The following is a 21,798-nucleotide window of genomic DNA, read 5'->3' as shown; positions in this document are numbered from 1 at the left end:
CAACGAATCGTGATCAAACGTCGGGTTCGATCGGCTGATGCGTACGTTCGGGGTATGCACCGACCGGCCTAGGAAGGATCAGCCCCACCATGTTGTGGACGCGCTTCCTGGGCCTCGGTGTTCTCGCAGTCGCGGCGTACGCGATAGCCCCCGCGGGGATACCCCAGAGTGCGTTGTACGCAATCGTGCTCCTGGCCACAGTCGCTGCGTTCGTGTACCGCTACCGTCGGGAACCGGGTCCGGACAAGCGGACCTGGAAGTACATGGCCGTCGGTGTCGGCTCCTGGGGCATCGGCGACGCGTTGGTGTCGATGGCGCAGGTCGGCGGCGGGCGAGTACCGACGTTCTCCTCGTCCGACGTCTTCTACCTGATCGGCTATCTGGTGATCGCCATCGGCTTCGCCCGAGCCGCCGACGAGAACGGGCTCGTGTTCGGGATCGAGGAGCTTCTCGAATGTCTGGTGGTTGCAGTCGGCTTCGGCCTCGCCACCTGGGTCTTCGTCATCTCCGACGGTTCGTCGTGGTCGTTCTCGTCGGCGCTGGAACTGTGGCCGGCCACGATCTACCTCACCGTCGACGCATTTCTGCTGACGCTCGTCGGCAGTCTGTACCTGCTGACCCGTGCGACCACGGTGCCGTTCCTGGCAGCCACGGCGGGAGTGGTGTTGCTCGTGGCAGCCGATTTCGCGTCCTATGCGGCGGTCGGCAGCCACGAGCTCTACCGTTCGACTCTCCTGAACACGCTGTGGCTGGCGGCCTACGTGTGTTTCGGGGTGATCGCCCTGCACATTCCGGAAAGAACGGTCTCGCGTGTGGACCGGTCCAGCCCGTTCAGATTCGGGCGCGTGAGATTTCTCGGACTCAGTGTCGCGGTCGCTGTGACGCCCTTCGTGATGGCTGTTCAGTTGGCCCGAGGGATACCCGTCGATCAGTGGGGTTGGGTGATCGTGGCCTCGTCGGCCTTGGTCATCGCCCTCGTCGGGTGCCGCATGGCGTGCTTCCTGACCACGCTGCGCCTGCAGGCCGCAGTGCTCGAGGACGTGGCTCGCACGGACGCGGTCACGGGACTGGCCAGTCGGCGGCTGCTCCGAGAGCGGTTGGACACGATGCTCGCCACGCGTGGTGAGTCGGAAGTCTTCACGCTCGTGGTGGACATCGATCGCTTCGCCCAGATCAACGAGACCTTCGGGTACAGCGTGGGAGACAGTGTGCTGCGCGAGATCGGTCACCGTCTGGTCGCATCGGTGCGATCCGATGACCTGGTGGGTCGGCTCGGTGGAGATCAGTTCGTCGTCGCCATGCGTCGGCGTCCCGCCCAGATCGACGTGTCGGATACCGCTGAGCGGCTCCAATTCGCAGTCAGCAGAACGATGTTCGTGCACGACATCAACGTTGCGCTCGACGCGGTCGTCGGAATCGCGTCGACCGAGGAGCCGGACGTGAGTCGAAGCGGCATCGAGAATCCGGAGGCCAATCCGGTCGACGGTGAGGCGATGCTTCAGCGCGCCCACGTGGCGTTGACGGCCGCGAAGGCCGGCCACACTCGAGTCGGCCGCTACGAGCCCGACATGGATCGCGACCGCCACGATCAGATGCGGTTGCTGGGTGAACTCGACACAGCCATTCGTGACCACCAGCTTCGAGTGTTCTTTCAGCCGTGCCTGGATCTGGAATCCGGCAGCGTGGACCGCGTCGAGGCGTTGCTGCGGTGGCAGCACCCGCGTGAGGGCCTGATCGGACCCTCGATGTTTCTGCCCGACGCCGAGCGCACCGGCATGTTGCCCGCCATCACCGCGCTCGTGCTGGACGAGGCGTTGGCGCAGTGCAGCGAATTGCGTCGACGCGGTGTCGATCTGTCTGTGTCGGTGAATCTTTCGGTGAGAAACCTGCTCGACGAGACACTCACCGAGCAGGTCGCAGCAGCGCTGGCGAAATACGCGGTTCCCGCTCATGCCTTGGAATTCGAGGTCACCGAGACGACTGCGATGACCGATCCGGTGCGTTCGGTGAATGCGCTGACGTCTCTGCGTGGCCTCGGCGTCACCATCGCGATCGACGACTACGGCACCGGCTACAGCTCGCTGGCCTATCTGCAGAGTCTGCCGGTGCAGACTCTCAAGATCGACCGCTCGTTCGTGTCGAAGATGAATACCGACGACACCGACGCGTCGATCGTGCGCTCGACCATCGACCTGGCTCGAAGCCTCGGGGTACGGGTCATGGCAGAGGGGGTCGAGGACGCGGGCACACTGGATGCGCTTCGCGAACTCGGCTGCGACGGTGCCCAGGGCTACTTCCTGGGAAGACCGATGCCCGCTGAGTTCCTGGCCGATGCCGTGGCAAAACTGGATTCGGAGATGCCGACGAAACTCGAGTGGAAGCTCGCGCGCCAACACATCTGAGCGGCTTCACGAAGAAGCAGGCACGTCCAATACGACCTCGAACTCGAGCAGCGACGCTCCGGACGACACCGGCTTCGGGGAACGGGCACCGGCATGAGCCTCCCGCGACGGTCCTGCCGACCACGCCTGGAACGACTCCTCGTCCTCCCACTGGGTGACGACGAAGTAGCGCGTTTCGCCCTTGACCGGCCGCAGCAGTTGGAACCCGAGGAAGCCGGGGGAGCCGTCGACCGACCCGGCGCGCGCGGCGAAGCGCTTCTCGAGTTCGGGGCCTGCGCCCTCGGGTACGTCGATCGCATTGATCTTCACAATGGCCATGCTCGCGAGATTACTCCGCCGTTATGCTCGGCGGTGATGCTCTACGACGAGGGTGGATCCGGCCGTTCGATTCTGCTGCTGCACGGGCTGATGGGCAGTGCTGCCACGTGGCGTAGACAGGTTCCTTGGCTTCGAGAATTCGGGCACGTGCACTCCTACGACGCACCGGGGCATCGTCGGCCTCCGCCGCCGGAGCCCAGCACCGAGTACTTCGTGGCCGACCTGCTCGAGCATCTCGACCGGCTGGGTCCCAGCGTGCTGATCGGTCATTCGATGGGCGCGCTGCACGGGTGGTGTGCAGCCGCGCAGCGACCGGACCTGGTGACTGGGCTCGTGGTCGAGGACATCGCCCCGGATTTTCGGGGCCGCACCGCAGACGACTGGGCCACCATGATGCGGGCCTGGCCCCAGCCCTTTCCCGACGCCGACGCAGTACTCGCATTCTTCGGAGATGTTGCGGGACAGTATTTTCTGGACTCTTTCGTTCGCAGCGAAGACGGCTGGCGATTGCACGGCGAGGTGGACTTCTTCGAGTCGATCTCGCAGGAATGGGGGACGCGGCACTTCTGGGACGAGTGGGAGGCCGTCACCGCTCCGGTGTTGCTGATCGAAGGTGAGCACACCATCACCCCGGTCGGTCAGATGCGGCAGATGCACTCGGACAAGCCCGGATCGACTCACATTCGGATCGAGAAGGCGGCCCACCTGATTCACGACGAGGCTCCCCAGCGGTATCGCACGGCGGTCGAGGAGTTCCTGCGCGCACTAAGATGATCCGAATGCCGCTCGCGAAGCTCAACGGAATCGACCTCAACTACGACGTCACCGGCGACGGCCCGCTCGTGGTGTTGGTGATGGGCACCGGTAGCCCGGGACGAGTCTGGCGAACCCATCAGGTCCCCGTCCTGGTGAAGCAGGGGTACCGGGTCGTCACGTTCGACAATCGCGGTATCGCACCGTCTTCCGAGTGTGCGAGCGGGATGACACTCGACGACCTGGTCGCAGACACCGCTGCCCTCGTCGAGCACCTCGGTGGCGGCGCAGCACGCGTCGTCGGCACCTCCATGGGTGCCCGCGTCACCCAGGAATTGGCCTTGGCCAGGCCGGATCTGGTGTCGCATGCAGTGATGATGGCCACGTTCGGCAAGACCACCACCTTTCGTGCGCAGATGTCGAAGGGCGAGAAGGACCTTCACGACGCCGGGGTCGAACTACCCGCGTCGTACCGGGCTGCGATGACTGCAATGCAGAACTTCTCGCCCAAGACGCTGGCCGACGACAGCGCGATCGGTGACTGGCTGGCGATCCTCGAATACTCGGGCGGCAAGAAGACGGCGGGCATGCGAGCGCAGATCGGACTCGAAATGCGAGCGGGGACAGACCGATTGGTTGCATACCGGGCAATCAGGGCGAAATCTCTGGTGATCGGATTCGCCGACGACCGCATGATCCCCGTGCAGCAGTGCCGCGACGTCGCCGACGCTATACCTGGTGCTCGATACGTCGAAATCGCCGATACCGGTCATTTCGGCTACCTCGAACGCCCCGACGCCGTCAACGCGACTCTCGTCGAATTTCTCGCTCAGTAGGAAAGATTCAGCCGTCCGAACCCTCACCTGCGAGGGCGAACAATCCCGACTCCGTTTGTTCGATCAAGCCGTCGGTCAGCAGTGAATCGAGAGCTCGGTCGCGTTGAGTCGGGTCGGTGGGCCAGACGATGTCGAGTTGTGCCCGCTCGACGGGGCCGGTGCTCTCGCGTAGCACCGACATGAGCTTGCCTCGAACCTGACGATCCGTGCCTGCGAACTTCTGGACCTTCTTGGCCGGCCCGGTGTGCGCGGGCCTGCCGGCCTCGATCCAGGCGCACTCGGGGAGCGGGCACAGCAGGCAAGCCGGATTCTTGGCCGTGCAGATCAGTGCGCCCAGTTCCATCAACGCCGCCGAGTAGCGGGCGGCCCGCGGGACGCTCTCCGGGAGCAGCTGTTCGACGTCGGCGAGATCCCTTGTCTTGGAGGGATTTCCAGGCTCGGCGTTGCCGTGCAACGCACGCGCGACGACGCGTCGAACATTGGTGTCGACCACCGGAACTCGCTGCCCGTAGGCGAAACACGCCACTGCGCGCGCGGTGTAGGCCCCGATGCCCGGCAGGCCCAACAGTGTTTCGACGTCTCCGGGCACCTCGTCGCCGTACTCCTCGGCGAGCACGCGGGAGCACTCGTGCAACCGCAGTGCTCGACGCGGATAGCCCAACTTGCCCCACGCGCGGAGCACCTCGGCCTGAGAGGACGCGGCCATCGCAGACGGGACCGGCCAACGCTGCACCCACTGCTCCCAGATGGGCGCGACCCGCACCACCGGCGTCTGCTGCAGCATGATCTCGCTCATCAGGATCTGCCATGCGCTGACACCGGGTCGTCGCCACGGCAGGTCGCGTCCGTCGGTGTCGAACCACCCGAGCAGAGCGTCGGCATCGATCGGCACCTGGTCGCCCTTCTCGTCGTGTCTGTGATCGGTCCCAACAGTAGTCAACCCGACTCGCCGGTAACTCGATCCACGTGCACAATGAGACTCATGCCTGCTTCGAATCCGATCGCTGCCTGGAAGTCCCTCAAGGAAGGCAACCAACGGTTTGTCTCCGGAGAGGTCCTGCACCCGTCGCAGGGCATCGAGGATCGTGCCCGCCTCGAGAGTGCTCAGCACCCCAGTGCCATCCTCTTCGGCTGCGCCGACTCGCGTGTTGCTGCCGAGATCATCTTCGACCAGGGCCTCGGCGACATGTTCGTCGTGCGCACCGCCGGTCATGTGGTGGACTCCGCGGTGCTCGGCTCCATCGAGTACGGCGTTGCTGTGCTGAACGCGCCGCTGATCGTGGTGCTCGGCCACGATCACTGCGGTGCAGTCAAGGCGACCGTCGACGCCCTCGAGAGTGGTGACGTGCCCGGCGGCTACATCCGCGACGTCGTCGAACGCGTCACCCCGTCGGTGCTCTCGGCCCGCCGCGACGGCTACCAGGCCGTCGACGAGTTCGAGGCACGCCACGTCGAGGAGACCGGCAATCTGCTGATGCAGCGCTCGCGGATCGTCGCCGAGAAGGTCGAAGCCGGGGAACTCGCGATCGTCGGCCTCACCTACCAGCTGTCGAAGGGTCATGCGCAGTTGCGTGAGGTCATCGGCGACATCGGCGAAATGCCCGCCTGAACCGGCTCGAACCCAACATCGGTGAGGTCGCCCACGCGACACGCCGCGTGGGCTCAGGGATAGCGTGGCTCCGGCCGCATACGGTTGATTCGTGTTGGAACCGACCGGGCCTTTGCCTCCCGAAATCTACTGGCGACGCCGCGCTCTCGCCATCGGTGCGGCCGTTGTCGTCCTCGGACTGATTGTGTGGTTCATCGCCTCGCTCAGTGGCGGTTCCGACGACACCGAGGCTGCTCCCGCGGGCGTCGTTGCGGCTCCGGCAACGACTTCGGCCCTGCCGTCACCCAGCTCGTCTGCCGCCGACGCCGATTCCGGCGGTTCGGGCGGCTCCGGCGACGGTGCTGGCGGATCCGGCGACTCCGGTGGCTCCGGTGGGGCGACCGACTCCGCTGCCGGTGGCGGAGCGGCTGCAACGACCAGCGGCGCTCCGGCCCCGGTGATCTCCAACCAGTGCCCGGATCAATCGCTCGCAATCAAGGTGACGCCGGAGAAGGCCACGTACCGTCTGGGTGAAGAGCCCGTGTTCACCGTGGTCATCACCAACATCGGCTCCACCGAATGCCAGCGTGACGTCGGTGCCGGGTTGCAGCAGGCGCTCGTCTACACCCTCGACAACCAGCGCATCTGGTCCAACGTCGATTGCTTCCCCAACGCCGCGTCGGACCTTCGTACCTTCAAGCCCGGCGAGCAGGCCGGCTTCACCGTCAAGTGGTCCGGCACCAACTCGGTACCCGGCTGCGGCGAAGAGCGCATTCCCGTCGGCGTCGGTGCTTACCAGGCGATCGCCCAGCTCGGCGAGCTCAAGAGCGTGCCGGAGCCCTTCAACATCACCGGCTGAGTACGGTCGAATCTCATGACCACCTCGACCGCACTCGCCCGCTCCGCCTACAAGACATTCGAGCCCTTCCACGTCACCGCGTACTTCAACCCTGAACTGGGTGCGGCATACGAGGACACCGGCCTCGACGGTCATGCCTGGTACGTCGGGGCTCGGGCAGCCCCGATGGGTCCGTGTGCGCCGAGTGTCGTAGCAGCGGCGTTCTACAACTTCAACCCGGTGCTCATCGAACGCGCCTGGCCGGCCGCTGTTGCCGTCGGTTTGGACTCGGTGTCGAATCGCCGGTGGACGCTGCTCGACTCCGTCCTCGGCACCGCGCTGGGTTCACTTGCCGCCGACCCCGGACTGGCCACGCTCGCAGATCGTCTCCGCGTCATCGGCGACGCAGCCTCGTTCGCCGGTCGGCCACTCGCCGCAGCGTGGCATGCGGCCGAGCACCCCGACGTGCCGCATCTCGCGCTCTGGCACTCGATCACCGTCCTACGCGAGTGGCGCGGCGACGGTCACCTCGCCGCCTTGATCGACGCAGAACTCGACCCGACGGAAGCCGCCGTCTTCCACGAGGCCGACCGCACGACCCCGCAGCCCGGCCGTCGGGCACTCGGCAAGCGCATCACGCAGCTGACCAGGCAGTGGTCCGAGAGCGAATGGGGCTCTGCTGCAGAACGACTCGCCACTCGCGGATTGCTCACCATCTCGGCGGAGGGCGAGACGTTGACCGAGGACGGACTCGCTCTCGATCGGCACATCGAGGATAGGACCGACGTCATGGCGTCGGCCGTATGGCGAGACGTCGAGGACGCCGATCAGTTGATCACCAGCGCACGACCGTACGTGAAGGCCGTGATCGACGCAGGCTTCCTCCCCGGAACGAAGAAGGCGTCCTAGTCGTAGGGTCCCGAGATCGAGGCCTCGGCGAGTCTGGACAGGCCTTCGCGGATGTGGCGAGCCCAGAGTCCACCGATACCGTCGACGGACTGCAGGTCGGCTGCGGTGGCCGCGAGCAACCCCTGCAGAGTGCCGAACGCGCCGACCAGTCGGTGAATCTGGCTGAACTGCAACCGCGGAACTCGGGTGAGTACCCGGTACCCACGGGGGCTCATCGGGGTGTCGAGGGCCTCTATGGTCGCGGGATATCCGAACGCGCGGGCTAGCGTCGTCAGATCCAGCAGATCGACGTCGGTCAGCTTGTCCAGTGCGGCGAGCGCCTTCTCCACTCCGGTGGTGCTCGACGGTTCGTTGCCGGCCAGGTAGTCACGCACGATCAGTTGGCGATCGACGTCGTTGTCGCCCAACAACTCTTCGAGCTGAAGGGCGAGCTGGCGGCCGTCCGTGCCGAGTTCGAGGACGTTCTGCTCGATCTCCACCGAGACTCGCCGCACCATCTCGAGGCGCTGCGCGACGGTCAGGGCGTCGCGCAGGGTCACGAAATCCTCGATCTCCACCACCGAGAGTTGACGGGTGTTGTCGTCGAGCCGGGCCTTGTAGCGTTCGAGAGTCGCGACGGCCTGATTGGCGCGCGAGAGGATGGTCGCCGAGCCTTCCACGACGTGCCTGATGCCACCGATGTAGACACTGACGATGCTCATCGACTGGCTCACCGAGACGACGGGATAGCCGGTCTGCATGGCGGTTCGCTCGGCGGCGCGGTGCCGGGTACCGGATTCGACGGTGGGAATCTTGTGGTCGGGGACCAGCTGGACGTTGGATCGGACGATGCGCTTGCCGTCGGTCGAAAGCACCACTGCGCCATCCATTTTCGACAATTCGCGAAGCCTGGTGGGGGCGAACTCGACATCGAGCTCGAACCCGCCGTCGCAGATTGCCTCGACCTCGTCGTCGTATCCGAGGACGATCAACCCGCCGGTGCGGCCGCGCAGAATTCGCTCGAGACCGTCGCGCAGTGCGGTTCCCGGTGCGAGCCGGGCGATGGTCTCGCGCAACGCTGGGGACGGCGTGGTGCCCTCCATCGGCCAACCCCCTCGTGTCTTGGCAGCGGCTACGGCTCGGGCTGCGGATTTCTGTGCGTGCGAACAAAGAGTACTGCGCTGCCACGTGCAGGCAGGCAGACAAAGGATACTGCGCTGCTACACGCGGGCGGTCGGACGAAGAATACCGCCCGGTGTCATACGGGGCGCATACGCGTGTAGGTCAACGCCTCGCCGACGTTGGTGACGGTCTTGACCTTGATGCCGTCGGGTATGGGACCGGCGTCCTCGGGGACGATGGCGTAGTTGAACCCCAATCGGGCGGCCTCGGCGAGACGGCGACCCAGCCCGGCGACGCGGCGCACCTCTCCGGCCAGGCCGACCTCGCCCAGAATCACCATGCCCGCGGGAAGTGGTTGATCGCGAACCGCCGAGGCCACCGCCGCGGCCAGTGCGAGATCGGCGGACGGTTCGCTGGTGCGCATACCACCGACCGTCGCCGCGTAGACCTCCGCCTTGGACACCTTGACGCCGCATCGACGTTCCAGCACGGCCAGGATCATCGCCACGCGGGCGTGATCGAGCCCGCTCACCGCGCGCCGGGGCGACGGCATCGTGGTGTCGACGATCAACGCTTGCAGCTCGGCCAACAGCGGCCGTTTGCCGTCCATCGTGACGGTGACGGCAGTGCCGGGCACGGCGTCGTTTCGATGATGCAGGAACAATCCGGACGGATCGCTGATGCCGACGATGCCGGTCTCGCGGAGCTCGAAACAACCCACCTCGTCGGAGGCTCCGAACCGGTTCTTGACGCCCCGAATCATCCGCAGGGTGGAGTGCTTGTCGCCCTCGAAGTTGAGCACCACGTCGACGAGATGCTCGAGAGATCGCGGACCGGCCACCGCGCCGTCCTTGGTGACGTGCCCGACGAGCAGTACCGCGACGCCGGTGGTCTTGGCCAGCGTGGTCAACGCGCTGGTGATGGCGCGAACCTGGGTGACGCCGCCGATGACGCCGTCGACGTCCGCGGCCAGCATCGTCTGGACCGAATCGACGATCAGCAGGCTGGGCTTGACCTGCTCAACGTGGCCGAAGACGGTGGCGAGATCGGATTCGGCGGCGAGGAAGACGCGTTCGTGTACCGCGCCGGTGCGATCGGCACGCAACCGCACCTGCCCCGCCGACTCCTCGCCCGTGACGTAGAGCGCGCGTCGATCCGGTGCCGAGCGGGCCCATCGGTGCACCACCTCGAGCAGCAGCGTCGATTTGCCGACTCCGGGTTCGCCGGCAAGGAGGACGACCGAACCGGGAACGAGGCCGCCACCGAGCACGCGATCGAACTCGTCGATCCCGGTGGTGTTGGCCTGCGAGGTGGCACTGCTGATGGTCGTCAGAGCCGCAGCGGGCGTGCTGGGAATCATGGCTCCGCCGCCCGAGCGGAGGGACGATGCGCCTGCCCGCGTCGCGAGCGGAGCCGCAGTGGCCTGGACCTCTTCCATCGAGCCCCAGTCACCGCATTCGGGACAGCGACCGACCCACTTCGAGACCGAGTGACGGCACGCGGAGCAGCGGTAGCTCGACTTCAGTTTGACCACGTCGGCAGCCTAACGATGGGCACCGACAGGATCGGGGAGGCGGTTATTCGCCTTCGCTGTGCTCGGTGACCGCGGACGGGTCGCGCTCGAGTTCGATACCGGCATCGACCGGAACGTTGACGACGACCTCGCCCGCGTTCGCGAACTCGAACGTGACCGGCAGCGTCAGGCCCGGTCGAACGTTCTCGGAGATGTCGGCCATCTCGACCTTGATCAGCTGGATCGGCAGCAGCGGATCGTCGAGCTGCACGTCCGCGGGCGAACCTGCGCCGAGCGCGGTCTGCGGAGCGATCTCGTTGCTGCCCGCTTCCGCCTCGTCGACGATGGTGACCTGTGCCTCGGGGGAGGAGATGCCGGTCAGCTCGTCGGCCACACTCGTGTTGGCGTTGATGGCCGTGAAGCCGAGCTCGACGGTGCCGCCGGGCTCGATGCTGTATTCCTCGGAGGTGGGGTACACCACGTGCACGTTGCGGAGCTGGATGTCTCCGACGTCGGCGGAGTTACCGTTGACCGCGGCGACCTGAGTGGCCGTCTGGGAGATCTGACCTGCGCCGCACGCGGTGAGGGCGAGCGCGCCACCGGCGAGAAGAGCGAGGGCGGCGGCCGTCCTGCGATGGCGGCCAAGCGGTGTCGCAGCGTCGATTGCAGTCACTTCGGTCGTCCTCCATGTGGTGCCGGGCCGGCTCGGTCCTTCTCGTCCACTAGGCAGAGTAGTAGTTCTGGTCCACCGGCCGCTCGTGGGGTCTGCCGACGGCCCGATGACGCCAGGTGAGGGTGCCTGTCGGGAGTGGAGACAGTGGAACGAACCGACCGAAAATGTGGCGTCGGATACACGTCGAATCCTCTGTGTCAACCCCTGATTCGGCACCGCTATGCCCCTGACCTGCACCGTTGATATGGGCCGTGGTATTCTGGATAAATCGAAAGGGGCACTTGTCACATGATTTTCAAGGTCGGAGACACCGTCGTTTACCCCCATCACGGAGCGGCGCTGATCGAAGCGATAGAGACACGCACCATCAAGGGTGAACCGAGAGAGTATCTGGTTCTCAAGGTCGCGCAAGGCGACCTCACCGTTCGAGTTCCCGCGGACAACGCAGAGTACGTAGGCGTTCGCGACGTCGTCGGGCAAGAAGGTCTCGACAAAGTCTTTCAGGTGCTCCGCGCGCCGCACACCGAAGAGCCCACCAACTGGTCGCGCCGGTACAAGGCCAACCTGGAGAAGCTCGCTTCCGGTGATGTGAACAAGGTTGCCGAGGTCGTCCGTGATCTCTGGCGACGCGAGCAGGACCGCGGACTGTCGGCAGGCGAGAAGCGCATGCTCGCCAAGGCACGGCAGATTCTGGTCGGCGAGTTGGCACTGGCCGAAGGAACCGACCAGGCCAAGGCCGACACCATGCTCGACGAAGTTCTCGCTACAGCTTCTTAGAGTGAACGGTACTTCCGGCGACGTGGTCGCCCTGGTACCCGCAGCAGGCAAAGGCCTTCGGCTCGGATACGACGAGCCGAAGGCATTCGTCTGTCTGGGTACGGACTCTCTCCTGACGCGGTCCGTCGACGGCCTCCGGGCGTCGGGTGCCGTAGACCGCATCGTCGTCATCGTGCCGGCCGAGTTGCTCGACGCGGCCCGCCGTCATGTCGGCGACGACGTCACCGTCGTGGCCGGTGGCCTCGAACGCACCGATTCGGTGCGCGCCGGTCTCGCCGCCGTCGGCGACGCAGCCGTCGTTCTCGTCCACGATGCCGCCCGCGCCCTCACCCCACCGACGCTGATCGCCCGCGTCGTGGCCGAGGTGCGCGCCGGCCGCTCTGCCGTCATCCCGGTTCTCCCGGTCGTCGACACCATCAAGGAAGTCGACATCATGGGCGCAGTGGTGGGTACCCCGGACCGCGCGAGCCTGCGCTCGGTACAGACCCCGCAGGGCTTCGACGCCGACGTCCTGCGCCGCGCGTACGACGCGACCACCGACATCTCCACCGACGACGCGGGCCTGGTCGAGCGCATCGGCGAGACCGTGCACACCATCGTCGGTGACGCCCTCGCGTTCAAGATCACCACCCCCCTCGACCTGCTGCTGGCCGAGGCTCTGACGAGGGGCGATTCATGAGAGTCGGCATCGGTACCGATGTGCACCCCATCGCCCCCGGCCGGCCCTGTTGGCTGGCCGGACTGCTGTTCGACGACGCGGACGGACTCGACGGGCATTCCGACGGCGATGTCGCCTCCCACGCCCTGTGCGACGCGTTGCTCTCCGCGGCCGGACTGGGTGATCTCGGATCGGTGTTCGGGACGGGGCGTCCGGAATGGGACGGGGTCAGCGGAGCTGCCATGTTGACCGAGGTCAAACGCCTGCTCGACGCCGATGGATTCGCGATCGGCAACGCTGCGGTGCAGATCATCGGCAACAGGCCCAAGATCGGACCGCGCCGCGCCGAGGCCCAGGAAGTGCTCTCGCGGGTACTCGGTGCGCCGGTATCGGTGTCTGCGACCACCACCGACGGGCTCGGGCTGACCGGTCGGGGCGAAGGAATCGCGGCCATCGCGACCGCACTTGTCATGACGAGGTAAAACCACCGGTAGCATTGCTGGTCGTGACCCTTCACCTACACGACACCGAGACGAGGGCCCTGCGGGAATTCACCCCCTTGGTCCCTGGCCATGCATCGGTGTACCTGTGTGGGGCGACGGTGCAGGGCGAACCGCACATCGGTCACGTGCGCAGCGGTGTCGCGTTCGACGTACTGCGTCGCTGGTTGCTCGCCCACGACTACGACGTCGCCTTCGTTCGCAACGTCACCGACATCGACGACAAGATCCTCAACAAGGCACGCGACGCGGGCCGGCCGTGGTGGGAATGGGCTGCGACGTACGAGCGGTCCTTCACCTGGGCGTACGACCGACTCGGAGTGCTTCCACCGTCGGCCGAGCCACGCGCCACCGGGCACATCACCCAGATGGTCCAGATGATCGAGCGACTGATCGAACGCGGCCATGCCTACGCCGACGAGTGCGGTGACGTCTACTTCGACGTGCAGAGCTTCCCGAGCTACGGCGCGCTGTCCGGCCACAAGCTCGACGACGTGCACCAGGGCGAGAGCGTCGCCGAGGGCAAACGCGACCCTCGCGATTTCACGCTCTGGAAGGGCGCGAAACCGGGCGAGCCGTCGTGGCCGACGCCGTGGGGCCCCGGTCGGCCCGGCTGGCACCTCGAATGCTCCGCGATGGCGGAGAACTACCTCGGTTCGGATTTCGACATCCACTGCGGTGGACTGGATCTGGTGTTCCCGCACCACGAGAACGAGCGGGCCCAGTCCATGGCGGCCGGTGACGGCTTCTCTCGGTACTGGCTGCACAACGGCTGGGTGACGATGGGCGGCGAGAAGATGTCGAAGTCTCTCGGCAACGTGCTCTCGGTACCCAATGTGTTGAAAAAGGTTCGGCCGCAAGAACTTCGGTTCTATCTCGGTGGAGCGCACTATCGTTCGATGCTGGAGTACTCCGACACTGCGCTCGAAACGGCGGCCGTGACCTACCGGGGTATCGAAGGGTTCGTTCGACGAGCCGTCGAACGTGCAGGCGAGGTGCCGCTGGGTAAGTGGACCGCCGGATTTGCCGAAGCTCTCGACGACGACCTCGGAGTTCCCAAGGCGTTGGCCGAGATTCACGCGACCGTCACTCTCGGCAACACCGCACTCGAATCCGGAGACCTACCGGCCGCGGTGGAGTACGCAGGTAGCGTCCGGGCGATGCTCGACATCCTCGGTGTCGACCCACTCGATCCGCACTGGGCCAGCGACAGTGGTTCCAACGCGGCAGCTCTCGGTGCGCTCGGCGTCCTCGTCGAGGCCGAGCTGGAGCGTCGGGCAACGGCGAAGGCGACCAAGGACTGGGCCGCCGCAGACGAGATACGGACGAGACTGGCCAAGGCCGGAGTAGACGTGACAGATACACCCAACGGGCCCGAATGGTCGCTGGGTACGAGCAAGACCGACGAAGCAGGTTCGTGATGGCAGGCAATTCGAGTAGGCGCGGCGCGATCCGCAAGGACGGCACCAAGAAGGGGCAGGTCGCCGGATCGGGCGGCAAGCGCCGGAAGGGTCTCGAAGGCCGCGGCGCGACGCCTCCCGCCTCCGAGCGCACCAAGCATCCCGCCGCGCGTCGGGCCAAGCTCGCCGAGAAGTCTGCGCAGAACCGCGGCGGCACCACCGGTGGCCGCGCGGGTGGACGACCGGCCGGACGTAAGGCCGAAGACGGTCCCGAGGTAGTGCTCGGTCGCAACCCGGTCGTCGAGTGCCTGCGTGCGGGCGTCCCCGCAACGGCCCTGTGGGTTGCCGTCGGTACCGACAGCGACGATCGACTCAAGGAGGCCGTGCAGCGTGCAGGCGATGCGCGGATCTCCATCCTCGAAGTTCCCCGCTCCGATCTGGACAAGCTCAGCGCCAACGGATTGCACCAGGGCCTGGCTCTGCAGGTGCCGCCGTATCGCTACGCGCACCCCGACGACCTGATCTCGAACGCGCGCACGCACCAGGAACCCGCGCTGCTCGTCGCGCTCGACAACATCACCGACCCGCGCAACCTGGGTGCCGTCGTGCGATCGGTGGCGGCGTTCGGCGGCCACGGCGTCGTGATCCCGCAGCGACGCAGCGCGAGCGTGTCCGCAGTGGCATGGCGAACCAGTGCCGGTGCCGCAGCTCGGCTTCCGATTGCCCGCGCAGTCAATCTGACTCGCACACTGAAGGATTGGCAGTCCAAGGGCGTCACCGTCGTCGGCCTCGACGCAGGCGGCGACACCGAACTCGACACCTTCGACGGCAAGGGCCCAGTGGTCATCGTCGTCGGATCCGAGGGCAAGGGCCTCTCGCGTCTGGTCAGCGAGACCTGCGACCACATCCTGTCGATCCCGATGGCCGGACCGGTGGAATCGCTCAACGCATCCGTCGCGGCGGGCGTCGTATTGGCCGACATCGCCCGGCAGCGTCGGGGCTGAAGCGCGAACCTCACACCCTTTCTGCAAACCTCATATCCCTGCTATCGCTTGAATGGATGTGTGAGGTCGAGAAAAGGGGTGTGAGGTTGTGTGCGGCTGGAATCAACCGATAACGCGGAAGTGTATCTGCGTTCCCGGCGTCAGCTGCGCGGGTGCGGAGACGTCTGCCGCAGTGACAACCGCGATCACCGGATAACCGCCCGTGACGGGGTGGTCGGCGAGGAACAGCACCGGCTGCCCGGACGGCGGAACCTGAAGTGCACCCAGAACCATTCCCTCACTGGCCAATTCGTCGTCTCTCGTGCGGCGCAAGGGTTCGGCACCGTCCAGCCTGATCCCGACGCGATCGGAATCCTGCGTGACGGTCCACGACTGCTCGAGCAGAAGCGATCGGGCGCGTGCAGTGAACCAGTCTGCACGTGGACCGAAGGTGATGCGCAGTGTGTCGGGCCACGCGGGCGGTGGAACGAACTCTGCTGCAGGCCACTCGGCTTTGTCGTTCCCGACGGGCAGGGCGGTACCGGGGGAGACCACAGCCGGGCCGAGACCGGACATCGTGTCTGTCGACCGACTGCCGAGGACGGTAGGAACGTCGATCCCGCCCCGCACGGCCAGGTAGCTGCGCAGACCGCTTGTGGGCGCAGACAGTTCGAGTACCTGCCCGGCACGGAATGTGATGGTCGAGAACAGCCCCTGTTCTGTGCCGTCCACTCGGCAGGTCACCTGCGCCCCGGTGACGGCCACGATCGCGTCGAACTCGGCGCGGACCTTCAGTCCACCGAACGTCACTTCCAGCGTTGCGGCGTCGGAAGTGTTGCCCACCAGCCTGTTCGCTGCATCGTGCGAGAGCAGGTCTGCCGCGCCCGAGCGTCCGACCCCGATCGACGCATGCCCCGGGCGACCGCGATCCTGCACGGTGCACAGCGGTCCCGTCTGCAGAACGGTGAGGGCTCTCATGCCTGCTCGAATTGGACGGTGGTGCCGGGTCGGAGCAGTGCCGGTGGGTCGCGGTCGAGGTTCCAGAGTGGTGTGTCGGTGCGGCCGATCAGCTGCCAACCGCCCGGCGAGGACCGCGGGTAGATGCCCGAGAATTCGCCTGCCAGGCCCACCGAACCGGCAGGGACGCTGGTGCGCGGCGACGAGCGGCGCGGGACGTGTAGCCGCTCATCGGTGCCGACGAGGTAGCCGAAGCCGGGCGCGAAGCCGCCGAACGCAACGGTCCACGTCTGATCGATATGTGCCGCAACGACGTCCGTGGTGGACAGCCCGGTCAGACGGGCGACGTCGTCGAGATCCTCGCCGTCGTAGACCACCGGGATCGTGACGGTCTCCGAGTGATCTCCATCGGGCGTCGCGGCGGGTGTCACTGCCGCGATCCAGTCCAGTATCGGTTGCTTCGGCCCGTCGAACATCACCAGCACGGTCCGAGCAGCGGGAACCAGATCGACGACGCCGGCCGGTGGGTCCAGCGTGAGCGCACGGTAATACGCCATCGTCTCGTTCAGTCCGTCGAATTCGACGAGTGCTGCACCCTCGCCGGCTGAGAGAATGTGCATCAGACGAAAGCGGTGATATCGATGTCGTTGGCGCGGAGCAACTCCGAGACGGCAGTGGCCATCGCGACCGCGTCGGGGGAGTCGCCGTGCAGGCAGATCGATTCGGCCGCGACATCGATTCGCGAGCCGTCGATCGCCCGGGTCGTGCCGTCGGTGATCATGGTCAACACGCGCTGGGCGACGGCGTCGGGACCGGACAGTACTGCGCCGGGTTCCGAGCGCGAGACCAGCGTGCCTTGTGGGGTGTAGGCGCGGTCTGCGAAAGCCTCTGCGACGGTGCGTAGTCCGGCTCGCTCGGCTTCTTCGAGGAAGATCGAACCGGGGAGCCCCAGTACCGGCAGCGTGGGGTCGTAGGCGAGGACGGCGTCGACGACGGCCTTGGCCTGGCCGTGATGGTGCACGATCGCGTTGTACAGCGCCCCATGTGGTTTGACGTAGGCGATGGCCGATCCGGCGACCTGGGCGAGACCGTCGAGTGCACCCATCTGATAGATCACGTCCGCGGTGAGGTCGGCGGGGGAGACGTCGAGGAAGCGTCGGCCGAACCCGGCCAGGTCGTGGTAGCCCACCTGCGCCCCGATCCGCACGGCTGCGTTCGAGGCCGAACGGCACGTACTCAGCAGAGTGGTGGGATCACCGGCATGGAAGCCGCACGCAACGTTGGCGCTCGACACCAGGGCGAGCATCGCGTCGTCGTCGCCGAGAGTCCATGCACCGTAGCTTTCGCCGAGATCGGCGTTGAGATCGATGGACGTCACCCTCGACATCCTAGGCGGCGACGAGCCGTCCGGAATTGGCCTTGCGGGTTCCGCCGATCGCGCGGCAGACGAGATAGATGACGAAGGAGATGGTGGTGACGAACGTCGACACCGGCAGGCCCGGGGCGAGGGAGAGCAGGATGCCTCCGACGGCGGCGACCTCGGCGAACAGAATGGACAGCAGAGTCGCCTTGAGCGGGCTGGCCGTCACTCGCGCGGCAGCGGCAGCCGGGGTGATGAGCAGCGAGAGCACCAGCAGTGCGCCGACGATCTGGACGCCCAGTGCACAAGCGACGCCGACGAGTACGGCGAAGACCACCGAGAGGGCGCGGACGGGAACGCCGCGGGCCAGCGCCACCTCGGGGTCGGTGCTGGCGAACAGCAGCGGCCGGTAGACGACGGTCAGCACGATCAGTACCAACACCGCGCAGACCAGCAGCAGCTGGATACCGCTCTGTCCGACGCCGACGATCTGGCCGATGAGCAGCGAGAAGCTGGTGCCGGTTCGGCCGGGGTAGAGCCAGATGAACAGCACCGACAGGCCGAGGCCGAAGGACATGATGACGCCGATGACCGAGTCGCGGTCGCGGGCCTTGCTGCCGAGCAGCGCGAACATCACCGCTGCGACAACGGATCCGACGATGGCTCCGAGGCCTACCGTGATTCCGACGAGCAGGGCTGCGGACGCACCGGTGAGCGAGAGTTCGCTGGATCCGTGCACGGCGAACGCCCACTGGCGGCTGACGATCAACGGTCCGAGGGCACCGGCGAGCAGCCCGAGAATGGCGGCGGCGATGAGTGCCTGCTGGACGAAGTCGTATGTCAGCAGGTTGGCGGTGGTGTCGAAGTCGAGCATCTTCGAGAATGCGTCGAGAACCTTCTCGTTCATGCCTTGTCTTCTCTGTCGTGCGGCACGGGTGGGTGGTGTGCGCCGGCCGAGCCGAGCGCATCGATGGAATCGCCGGTTCCGACGACGATGAGCCGGCCGCGGACCTTCAGCACCTCGACCTCGGTGCCGTAGAGCTCCGAGAGGACCTCGGTGGTCATGACGTCCTCGGGAGTTCCGATGCGGAATCGGCCGTCGACGATGTAGACGATGCGGTCGACGAGGGGGAGGATCGGGTTGATCTCGTGGGTGACGAACAACACGGCGGTCTCGTGCTCCCGCCGTCGGCGATCGATGAGGCTCGAGACCAGGGATTGGTTGGCGAGATCGAGGCTGAGCAGGGGCTCGTCGCACAGCAGTACCGACGGATCGCCGACGAGTGCCTGGGCGATGCGCAGTCGCTGCTGCTCACCGCCGGACATGGAGCCGACCGGCGCACCCGCGAACGAATTGGCGTCGACCTGATCGATCGCTCGTTGCACCGTCTCCTTGCGCCTTCGTATGCCGCGCAGGCCCATGCCCCACCGATGGCCGTCCCAGCCGAGGCCCACGAGGTCGCGTCCGCGCAGCGGCAGATCGTCGTCGATGTTGCGCTGCTGGGGGATGTAACCGACGCCCGACTGGCCGCGACGGACGGGATTGCCGTCGATCGCGGCCGTGCCGGACGTGAGGTGATTCTGGCCGAGCAACACCTTGAGCAACGAGGTCTTACCCGAGCCGTTGGGGCCGAGAACGGCGACGAACTCACCCTTCTCGACCGTCAGGTCCAGGTTCTGCCACAGCGTGCGCTCGCCGAACGCCAGTCCGGCATCGCGCAGTTCTACAGCAGGCATGTACTACAGCTTTCCATCACGCCGGTTCGGGTCAGGAGGCGGTGGTGAGCGCGGCCTGCAGATCCGTTGCAGCCTTGGTCTGCCATTCGAGGTACGTCATGCCGGCAGGCAGCGTTTCGGTGACCTCGACGACGGGGATGCCGGCCGCCTCGCTGGTGGAACGGATGTCCTGGGTGACGGCATCCTCGGTCTGGATGTTGTAGATCAACGCGCGAACCGAGTTCGACGTGAACAGATCTCGCGTCGCAGCGATGGAAGCGGGCGAAGGATCGTTGCCTTCCTCGATGGAGTCCTTGAAGTCCTCGGGAGTGCGATCGTCGAGATCGGATTCCTCGATGAGGTAGTGCGCGATCGGCTCGGTCTGCGCCACCGGTGCGTTCGGGAAATCGGCGGCGATCTGCGCCGTCACATCGGTGATGGCGTGCACCTGCTCGTGGAAGGTCTCGGCGTTGGCGGTGTACTGCGCGGCGTTGTCGGGGTCGAGCTGACCGAGCTTCTCGGCGATCTCCTCGGCGGTGTGCGCGGCGACCTCGGCGTTGTACCAGACGTGCTCGTTGACCTCACCGTGTGAATGGCCGTCCTCGCTCGCCGGTTCGGCTGCTGCTTCCGAGGTGGGCTCGTCGGAGGAGTGATCATGGCTGTCGTCGAGCAGCGTGAAAGCGTCGACGGACGGTACGTTCTGGCCCTCGGAGGCGAGGATGTCCTCGATGAACTCGTCGTAGCCGCCACCGTTGTAGACCACCAGCGACGCCTCGGCGACGGCGGCCGCATCGGCCGGGCTGGCCTCGTAGGAGTGCGGGTCGGCAGAGGGATCGGAGATGATCGACGTCACTGTCGCCAGGTCGCCTGCGACTGCCTCGGCGACGCTTCCCCACACGTTCGTGGATGCAACGATCGTGATCGGTCCGTCGACGGCGGTGGCCGGTGCGGATTCGGTGCTGGCGGATTCGGTGGAGCTGCACGCGCTGAGCGTGAGCGCTGCGGCGCAGGTCAGGCCCAGTACGGCCGTGAACTTGGTCCGGGACGCGCGATGGATGGACGACATCGATGTACTCCTGATGAGCGGAACTTGACGCTAATGGAAACCGTTACCGTTGTACTCTAGCGCGCAGTGGGGTGGCGGATCGAATCGGATGAACGCGACCTCGAGTTTCTCTGCGCCGCGTTGTGGGACTAACGTCCCGGTTATGGCCAGGTCAAGCGAACCGCGACGTCAGGCGACGTTGGCGTCGATCGCTGCCGAGCTCAAGGTTTCTCGCACCACTGTCTCGAACGCCTACAACCGACCCGATCAGCTCTCCCCGGAGCTTCGCGAACGCGTGCTCCAGGCCGCGAAACGCCGCGGCTACGCCGGCCCCGACCCGGTCGCCCGATCGTTGCGCACCCGTAAAGCAGGCGCCATCGGGCTGCTCCTCACCGAAGCGCTCAGCTACTCCTTCCGCGACCCAGCCGCGATGAGCTTCCTCGCCGGACTCGCCGAATCCTGCGAAGCCGCCGGACAGGGCCTGCTGCTGATCCCCGCCGGAGCCGAACGCGACGACGTGCAAGCAGCTGCCGTGGTGCAACAAGCCGGAGTCGACGGATTCGTCGTCTACTCCGTCGCCGACGACGACCCCTACCTCGCTGCCGTGCGCGAGCGCCACCTACCGATCGTCGTGTGCGACCAGCCCCGCAACATCCCCGAAGCCGCCCTCGTCGCCATCGACGACCGCGGCGCGATGAAAATGCTTGCCGCACATCTGATCGCGCTCGGTCACGAACACCTCGCGGTACTGTGCATGCGGCTCGGACGCGACCGCCGCGATGGCGTCGTACCCCCGGGGCGGTTGGCGGACAGTCACTTCCACGTCCAACGCGAACGTATCGCCGGAGTTCAGGCCGCCATGATCGACGCCGGACTCGACCCCGACACCCTCACCGTCGTCGAACGCTTCGACCACACCGTTCGCTCCGGCCACTCCGCCGCCGCCCAAGCACTGCAGGCCAACCGCGAAACCACCGCACTGCTGTGCACCACCGACGTCATCGCCCTCGGTGCACTCAACTTCGCCCGGGTCTCCGGAATCGATGTGCCGAGCCAACTCTCGGTCACCGGATTCGACGGCATCTCCGACGCCATCCGCGAAAACCTCACCACCGTGCGCCAGGACGCCGAGGAAAAAGGCCGTCGAGCAGGAAAACTGGTGCTCTCGTCCTCGCACTCGGGCATCGTCGCCGCCGAAACCCTGCCGACCGAACTCTTCCGCGGACGAACCGCAGGACCGCCGCCGAAACAGCCGCCCGCTATCGCCTGAGCAGCTGTCGCCTACCCTCGCCGCCCGCCCGCCCGCTCCCCGTTCGCCCGCCCCAGTTCGCGTCAATGGACCATTGCACGGCTCAGACGTATGCAGGGTGCCATCCACGCAGCGGACCCCAGTGGGTGAATGAACCACTGCACCGGTCAGACGTATGTGCACCGCTCCCCGGAAGTTGGACTGAGTAATTCAGTTCCGACT

General features: G+C 66.2%; 23 protein-coding genes. 12 read left to right on the top strand and 11 right to left on the bottom strand.

Annotated elements, in window-relative coordinates; all coding sequences use genetic code 11:
* Positions 1 to 89: 89 nt before the first annotated feature.
* Positions 90 to 2,402: a putative bifunctional diguanylate cyclase/phosphodiesterase gene (locus QM590_RS18275; protein WP_269595894.1), complete on the top strand. Its 2,313-nt coding sequence runs from the start codon at positions 90 to 92 to the stop codon at positions 2,400 to 2,402.
* A 6-nt stretch (positions 2,403 to 2,408) separates the two neighbouring features.
* Here QM590_RS18275 and QM590_RS18270 read toward each other — a convergent pair whose 3' ends face one another.
* Positions 2,409 to 2,720 (bottom strand): antibiotic biosynthesis monooxygenase family protein, encoded by a 312-nt coding sequence (locus QM590_RS18270; protein WP_149406467.1) that lies wholly within the window; start codon positions 2,718 to 2,720, stop codon positions 2,409 to 2,411.
* A gap of 36 nt (positions 2,721 to 2,756) precedes the next feature.
* Between QM590_RS18270 and QM590_RS18265 the strand changes: the two genes are divergently transcribed.
* Both QM590_RS18265 and QM590_RS18260 read left to right on the top strand, forming a co-directional pair.
* Positions 2,757 to 3,494 carry an alpha/beta fold hydrolase gene (locus QM590_RS18265; protein WP_269595893.1) on the top strand — a complete coding sequence of 246 codons (738 nt, stop codon included), beginning with the start codon at positions 2,757 to 2,759 and terminating at the stop codon, positions 3,492 to 3,494.
* A 5-nt stretch (positions 3,495 to 3,499) separates the two neighbouring features.
* Positions 3,500 to 4,309 carry an alpha/beta fold hydrolase gene (locus tag QM590_RS18260; RefSeq protein WP_269595892.1) on the top strand — a complete coding sequence of 270 codons (810 nt, stop codon included), beginning with the start codon at positions 3,500 to 3,502 and terminating at the stop codon, positions 4,307 to 4,309.
* A 7-nt stretch (positions 4,310 to 4,316) separates the two neighbouring features.
* Here QM590_RS18260 and QM590_RS18255 read toward each other — a convergent pair whose 3' ends face one another.
* On the bottom strand, positions 4,317 to 5,201 hold the full coding sequence (locus tag QM590_RS18255; protein ID WP_269595891.1) for an HhH-GPD family protein: 885 nt from the start codon (positions 5,199 to 5,201) through the stop codon (positions 4,317 to 4,319).
* Between the two features lie 90 nt (positions 5,202 to 5,291).
* Between QM590_RS18255 and QM590_RS18250 the strand changes: the two genes are divergently transcribed.
* The 3 genes from QM590_RS18250 to QM590_RS18240 all read left to right on the top strand — a co-directional run bounded on the left by QM590_RS18250 (position 5,292) and on the right by QM590_RS18240 (position 7,644).
* On the top strand, positions 5,292 to 5,918 hold the full coding sequence (locus QM590_RS18250; protein ID WP_068053727.1) for a carbonic anhydrase: 627 nt from the start codon (positions 5,292 to 5,294) through the stop codon (positions 5,916 to 5,918).
* Positions 5,919 to 6,009: 91 nt separating this feature from the next.
* Entirely contained in the window at positions 6,010 to 6,756 is a 747-nt protein-coding gene (locus QM590_RS18245) for a hypothetical protein (protein ID WP_269595890.1), read from the top strand.
* A 15-nt stretch (positions 6,757 to 6,771) separates the two neighbouring features.
* Positions 6,772 to 7,644, top strand: coding sequence for an SCO6745 family protein (locus QM590_RS18240; RefSeq protein ID WP_269595889.1), 873 nt, complete (start codon positions 6,772 to 6,774; stop codon positions 7,642 to 7,644).
* On the opposite strand, the gene disA is transcribed toward QM590_RS18240, so the two are convergent.
* From disA to QM590_RS18225, 3 genes are all read right to left on the bottom strand, one after another.
* Entirely contained in the window at positions 7,641 to 8,726 is a 1,086-nt protein-coding gene (gene disA, locus QM590_RS18235) for a DNA integrity scanning diadenylate cyclase DisA (RefSeq protein WP_068053740.1), read from the bottom strand. The genes QM590_RS18240 and disA overlap by 4 nt on opposite strands.
* A gap of 155 nt (positions 8,727 to 8,881) precedes the next feature.
* Positions 8,882 to 10,279, bottom strand: a complete 1,398-nt coding sequence (radA, locus tag QM590_RS18230) for a DNA repair protein RadA (protein WP_269595888.1) — start codon at positions 10,277 to 10,279, stop codon at positions 8,882 to 8,884.
* 43 nt (positions 10,280 to 10,322) lie between these two features.
* On the bottom strand, positions 10,323 to 10,931 hold the full coding sequence (locus tag QM590_RS18225; protein ID WP_068053749.1) for a copper chaperone PCu(A)C domain-containing protein: 609 nt from the start codon (positions 10,929 to 10,931) through the stop codon (positions 10,323 to 10,325).
* A 288-nt stretch (positions 10,932 to 11,219) separates the two neighbouring features.
* On the opposite strand from QM590_RS18225, the gene QM590_RS18220 reads away from it, so the two are divergent.
* Genes QM590_RS18220 through rlmB form a run of 5 tightly spaced genes read left to right on the top strand, consistent with a single transcriptional unit; the run spans position 11,220 to position 15,270 of the window.
* A complete protein-coding gene (locus tag QM590_RS18220; RefSeq protein WP_027494344.1) occupies positions 11,220 to 11,708 on the top strand; it encodes a CarD family transcriptional regulator in 489 nt (162 codons plus the stop codon).
* Position 11,709: 1 nt separating this feature from the next.
* Positions 11,710 to 12,387, top strand: a complete 678-nt coding sequence (ispD, locus tag QM590_RS18215) for a 2-C-methyl-D-erythritol 4-phosphate cytidylyltransferase (RefSeq protein ID WP_094670027.1) — start codon at positions 11,710 to 11,712, stop codon at positions 12,385 to 12,387.
* Complete coding sequence (gene ispF, locus QM590_RS18210) at positions 12,384 to 12,848, top strand: 2-C-methyl-D-erythritol 2,4-cyclodiphosphate synthase (protein ID WP_094640924.1); 465 nt, start codon at positions 12,384 to 12,386, stop codon at positions 12,846 to 12,848. Before ispD ends, ispF begins: the two co-directional genes overlap by 4 nt.
* Positions 12,849 to 12,871: 23 nt before the next feature.
* Positions 12,872 to 14,287 carry a cysteine--tRNA ligase gene (cysS, locus tag QM590_RS18205; protein WP_269595887.1) on the top strand — a complete coding sequence of 472 codons (1,416 nt, stop codon included), beginning with the start codon at positions 12,872 to 12,874 and terminating at the stop codon, positions 14,285 to 14,287.
* Positions 14,287 to 15,270: a 23S rRNA (guanosine(2251)-2'-O)-methyltransferase RlmB gene (rlmB, locus tag QM590_RS18200; RefSeq protein ID WP_149406477.1), complete on the top strand. Its 984-nt coding sequence runs from the start codon at positions 14,287 to 14,289 to the stop codon at positions 15,268 to 15,270. The genes cysS and rlmB overlap by 1 nt, the downstream gene beginning before the upstream one ends.
* Before the next feature lie 102 nt (positions 15,271 to 15,372).
* Here rlmB and QM590_RS18195 read toward each other — a convergent pair whose 3' ends face one another.
* Genes QM590_RS18195 through QM590_RS18170 form a run of 6 tightly spaced genes read right to left on the bottom strand, consistent with a single transcriptional unit; the run spans position 15,373 to position 20,348 of the window.
* Complete coding sequence (locus QM590_RS18195) at positions 15,373 to 16,227, bottom strand: 5-oxoprolinase subunit C family protein (RefSeq protein ID WP_269595886.1); 855 nt, start codon at positions 16,225 to 16,227, stop codon at positions 15,373 to 15,375.
* Complete coding sequence (pxpB, locus tag QM590_RS18190; RefSeq protein WP_269595885.1) at positions 16,224 to 16,826, bottom strand: 5-oxoprolinase subunit PxpB; 603 nt, start codon at positions 16,824 to 16,826, stop codon at positions 16,224 to 16,226. The genes QM590_RS18195 and pxpB overlap by 4 nt, the downstream gene beginning before the upstream one ends.
* Entirely contained in the window at positions 16,826 to 17,584 is a 759-nt protein-coding gene (locus QM590_RS18185) for a LamB/YcsF family protein (protein WP_269595884.1), read from the bottom strand. Before QM590_RS18185 ends, pxpB begins: the two co-directional genes overlap by 1 nt.
* A 10-nt stretch (positions 17,585 to 17,594) precedes the next feature.
* Positions 17,595 to 18,473: a metal ABC transporter permease gene (locus tag QM590_RS18180; protein WP_068053774.1), complete on the bottom strand. Its 879-nt coding sequence runs from the start codon at positions 18,471 to 18,473 to the stop codon at positions 17,595 to 17,597.
* Positions 18,470 to 19,303, bottom strand: coding sequence for a metal ABC transporter ATP-binding protein (locus QM590_RS18175; RefSeq protein ID WP_094640928.1), 834 nt, complete (start codon positions 19,301 to 19,303; stop codon positions 18,470 to 18,472). Before QM590_RS18175 ends, QM590_RS18180 begins: the two co-directional genes overlap by 4 nt.
* 31 nt (positions 19,304 to 19,334) lie before the next feature.
* On the bottom strand, positions 19,335 to 20,348 hold the full coding sequence (locus QM590_RS18170) for a metal ABC transporter solute-binding protein, Zn/Mn family (RefSeq protein WP_269595883.1): 1,014 nt from the start codon (positions 20,346 to 20,348) through the stop codon (positions 19,335 to 19,337).
* Positions 20,349 to 20,490: 142 nt separating this feature from the next.
* Between QM590_RS18170 and QM590_RS18165 the strand changes: the two genes are divergently transcribed.
* Positions 20,491 to 21,597 (top strand): LacI family DNA-binding transcriptional regulator, encoded by a 1,107-nt coding sequence (locus QM590_RS18165; protein WP_068053785.1) that lies wholly within the window; start codon positions 20,491 to 20,493, stop codon positions 21,595 to 21,597.
* Positions 21,598 to 21,798 lie beyond the last annotated feature (201 nt).

It is taken from the genome of Rhodococcus sp. IEGM 1372 (assembly GCF_030056835.1).
Classification (GTDB): domain Bacteria; phylum Actinomycetota; class Actinomycetes; order Mycobacteriales; family Mycobacteriaceae; genus Rhodococcoides.
Note: the sequence above shows the minus strand (reverse complement) of the source record. Positions and strands in the feature narration are given on the sequence as shown.

Bases quoted from the DNA above. Each gene is read 5' to 3' on its own strand.
- QM590_RS18275 (WP_269595894.1), top strand. From the start codon at position 90: ATGTTGTGGACGCGCTTCCTGGGCCTCGGTGTTCTCGCAGTCGCGGCG.
- QM590_RS18270 (WP_149406467.1), bottom strand. From the start codon at position 2,720: ATGGCCATTGTGAAGATCAATGCGATCGACGTACCCGAGGGCGCAGGC.
- QM590_RS18265 (WP_269595893.1), top strand. From the start codon at position 2,757: ATGCTCTACGACGAGGGTGGATCCGGCCGTTCGATTCTGCTGCTGCAC.
- QM590_RS18260 (WP_269595892.1), top strand. From the start codon at position 3,500: ATGCCGCTCGCGAAGCTCAACGGAATCGACCTCAACTACGACGTCACC.
- QM590_RS18250 (WP_068053727.1), top strand. From the start codon at position 5,292: ATGCCTGCTTCGAATCCGATCGCTGCCTGGAAGTCCCTCAAGGAAGGC.
- QM590_RS18240 (WP_269595889.1), top strand. From the start codon at position 6,772: ATGACCACCTCGACCGCACTCGCCCGCTCCGCCTACAAGACATTCGAG.
- disA (WP_068053740.1), bottom strand. From the start codon at position 8,726: ATGGAGGGCACCACGCCGTCCCCAGCGTTGCGCGAGACCATCGCCCGG.
- QM590_RS18220 (WP_027494344.1), top strand. From the start codon at position 11,220: ATGATTTTCAAGGTCGGAGACACCGTCGTTTACCCCCATCACGGAGCG.
- ispF (WP_094640924.1), top strand. From the start codon at position 12,384: ATGAGAGTCGGCATCGGTACCGATGTGCACCCCATCGCCCCCGGCCGG.
- rlmB (WP_149406477.1), top strand. From the start codon at position 14,287: ATGGCAGGCAATTCGAGTAGGCGCGGCGCGATCCGCAAGGACGGCACC.
- QM590_RS18195 (WP_269595886.1), bottom strand. From the start codon at position 16,227: ATGAGAGCCCTCACCGTTCTGCAGACGGGACCGCTGTGCACCGTGCAG.
- pxpB (WP_269595885.1), bottom strand. From the start codon at position 16,826: ATGCACATTCTCTCAGCCGGCGAGGGTGCAGCACTCGTCGAATTCGAC.
- QM590_RS18180 (WP_068053774.1), bottom strand. From the start codon at position 18,473: ATGAACGAGAAGGTTCTCGACGCATTCTCGAAGATGCTCGACTTCGAC.
- QM590_RS18175 (WP_094640928.1), bottom strand. From the start codon at position 19,303: ATGCCTGCTGTAGAACTGCGCGATGCCGGACTGGCGTTCGGCGAGCGC.
- QM590_RS18170 (WP_269595883.1), bottom strand. From the start codon at position 20,348: ATGTCGTCCATCCATCGCGCGTCCCGGACCAAGTTCACGGCCGTACTG.
- QM590_RS18165 (WP_068053785.1), top strand. From the start codon at position 20,491: ATGGCCAGGTCAAGCGAACCGCGACGTCAGGCGACGTTGGCGTCGATC.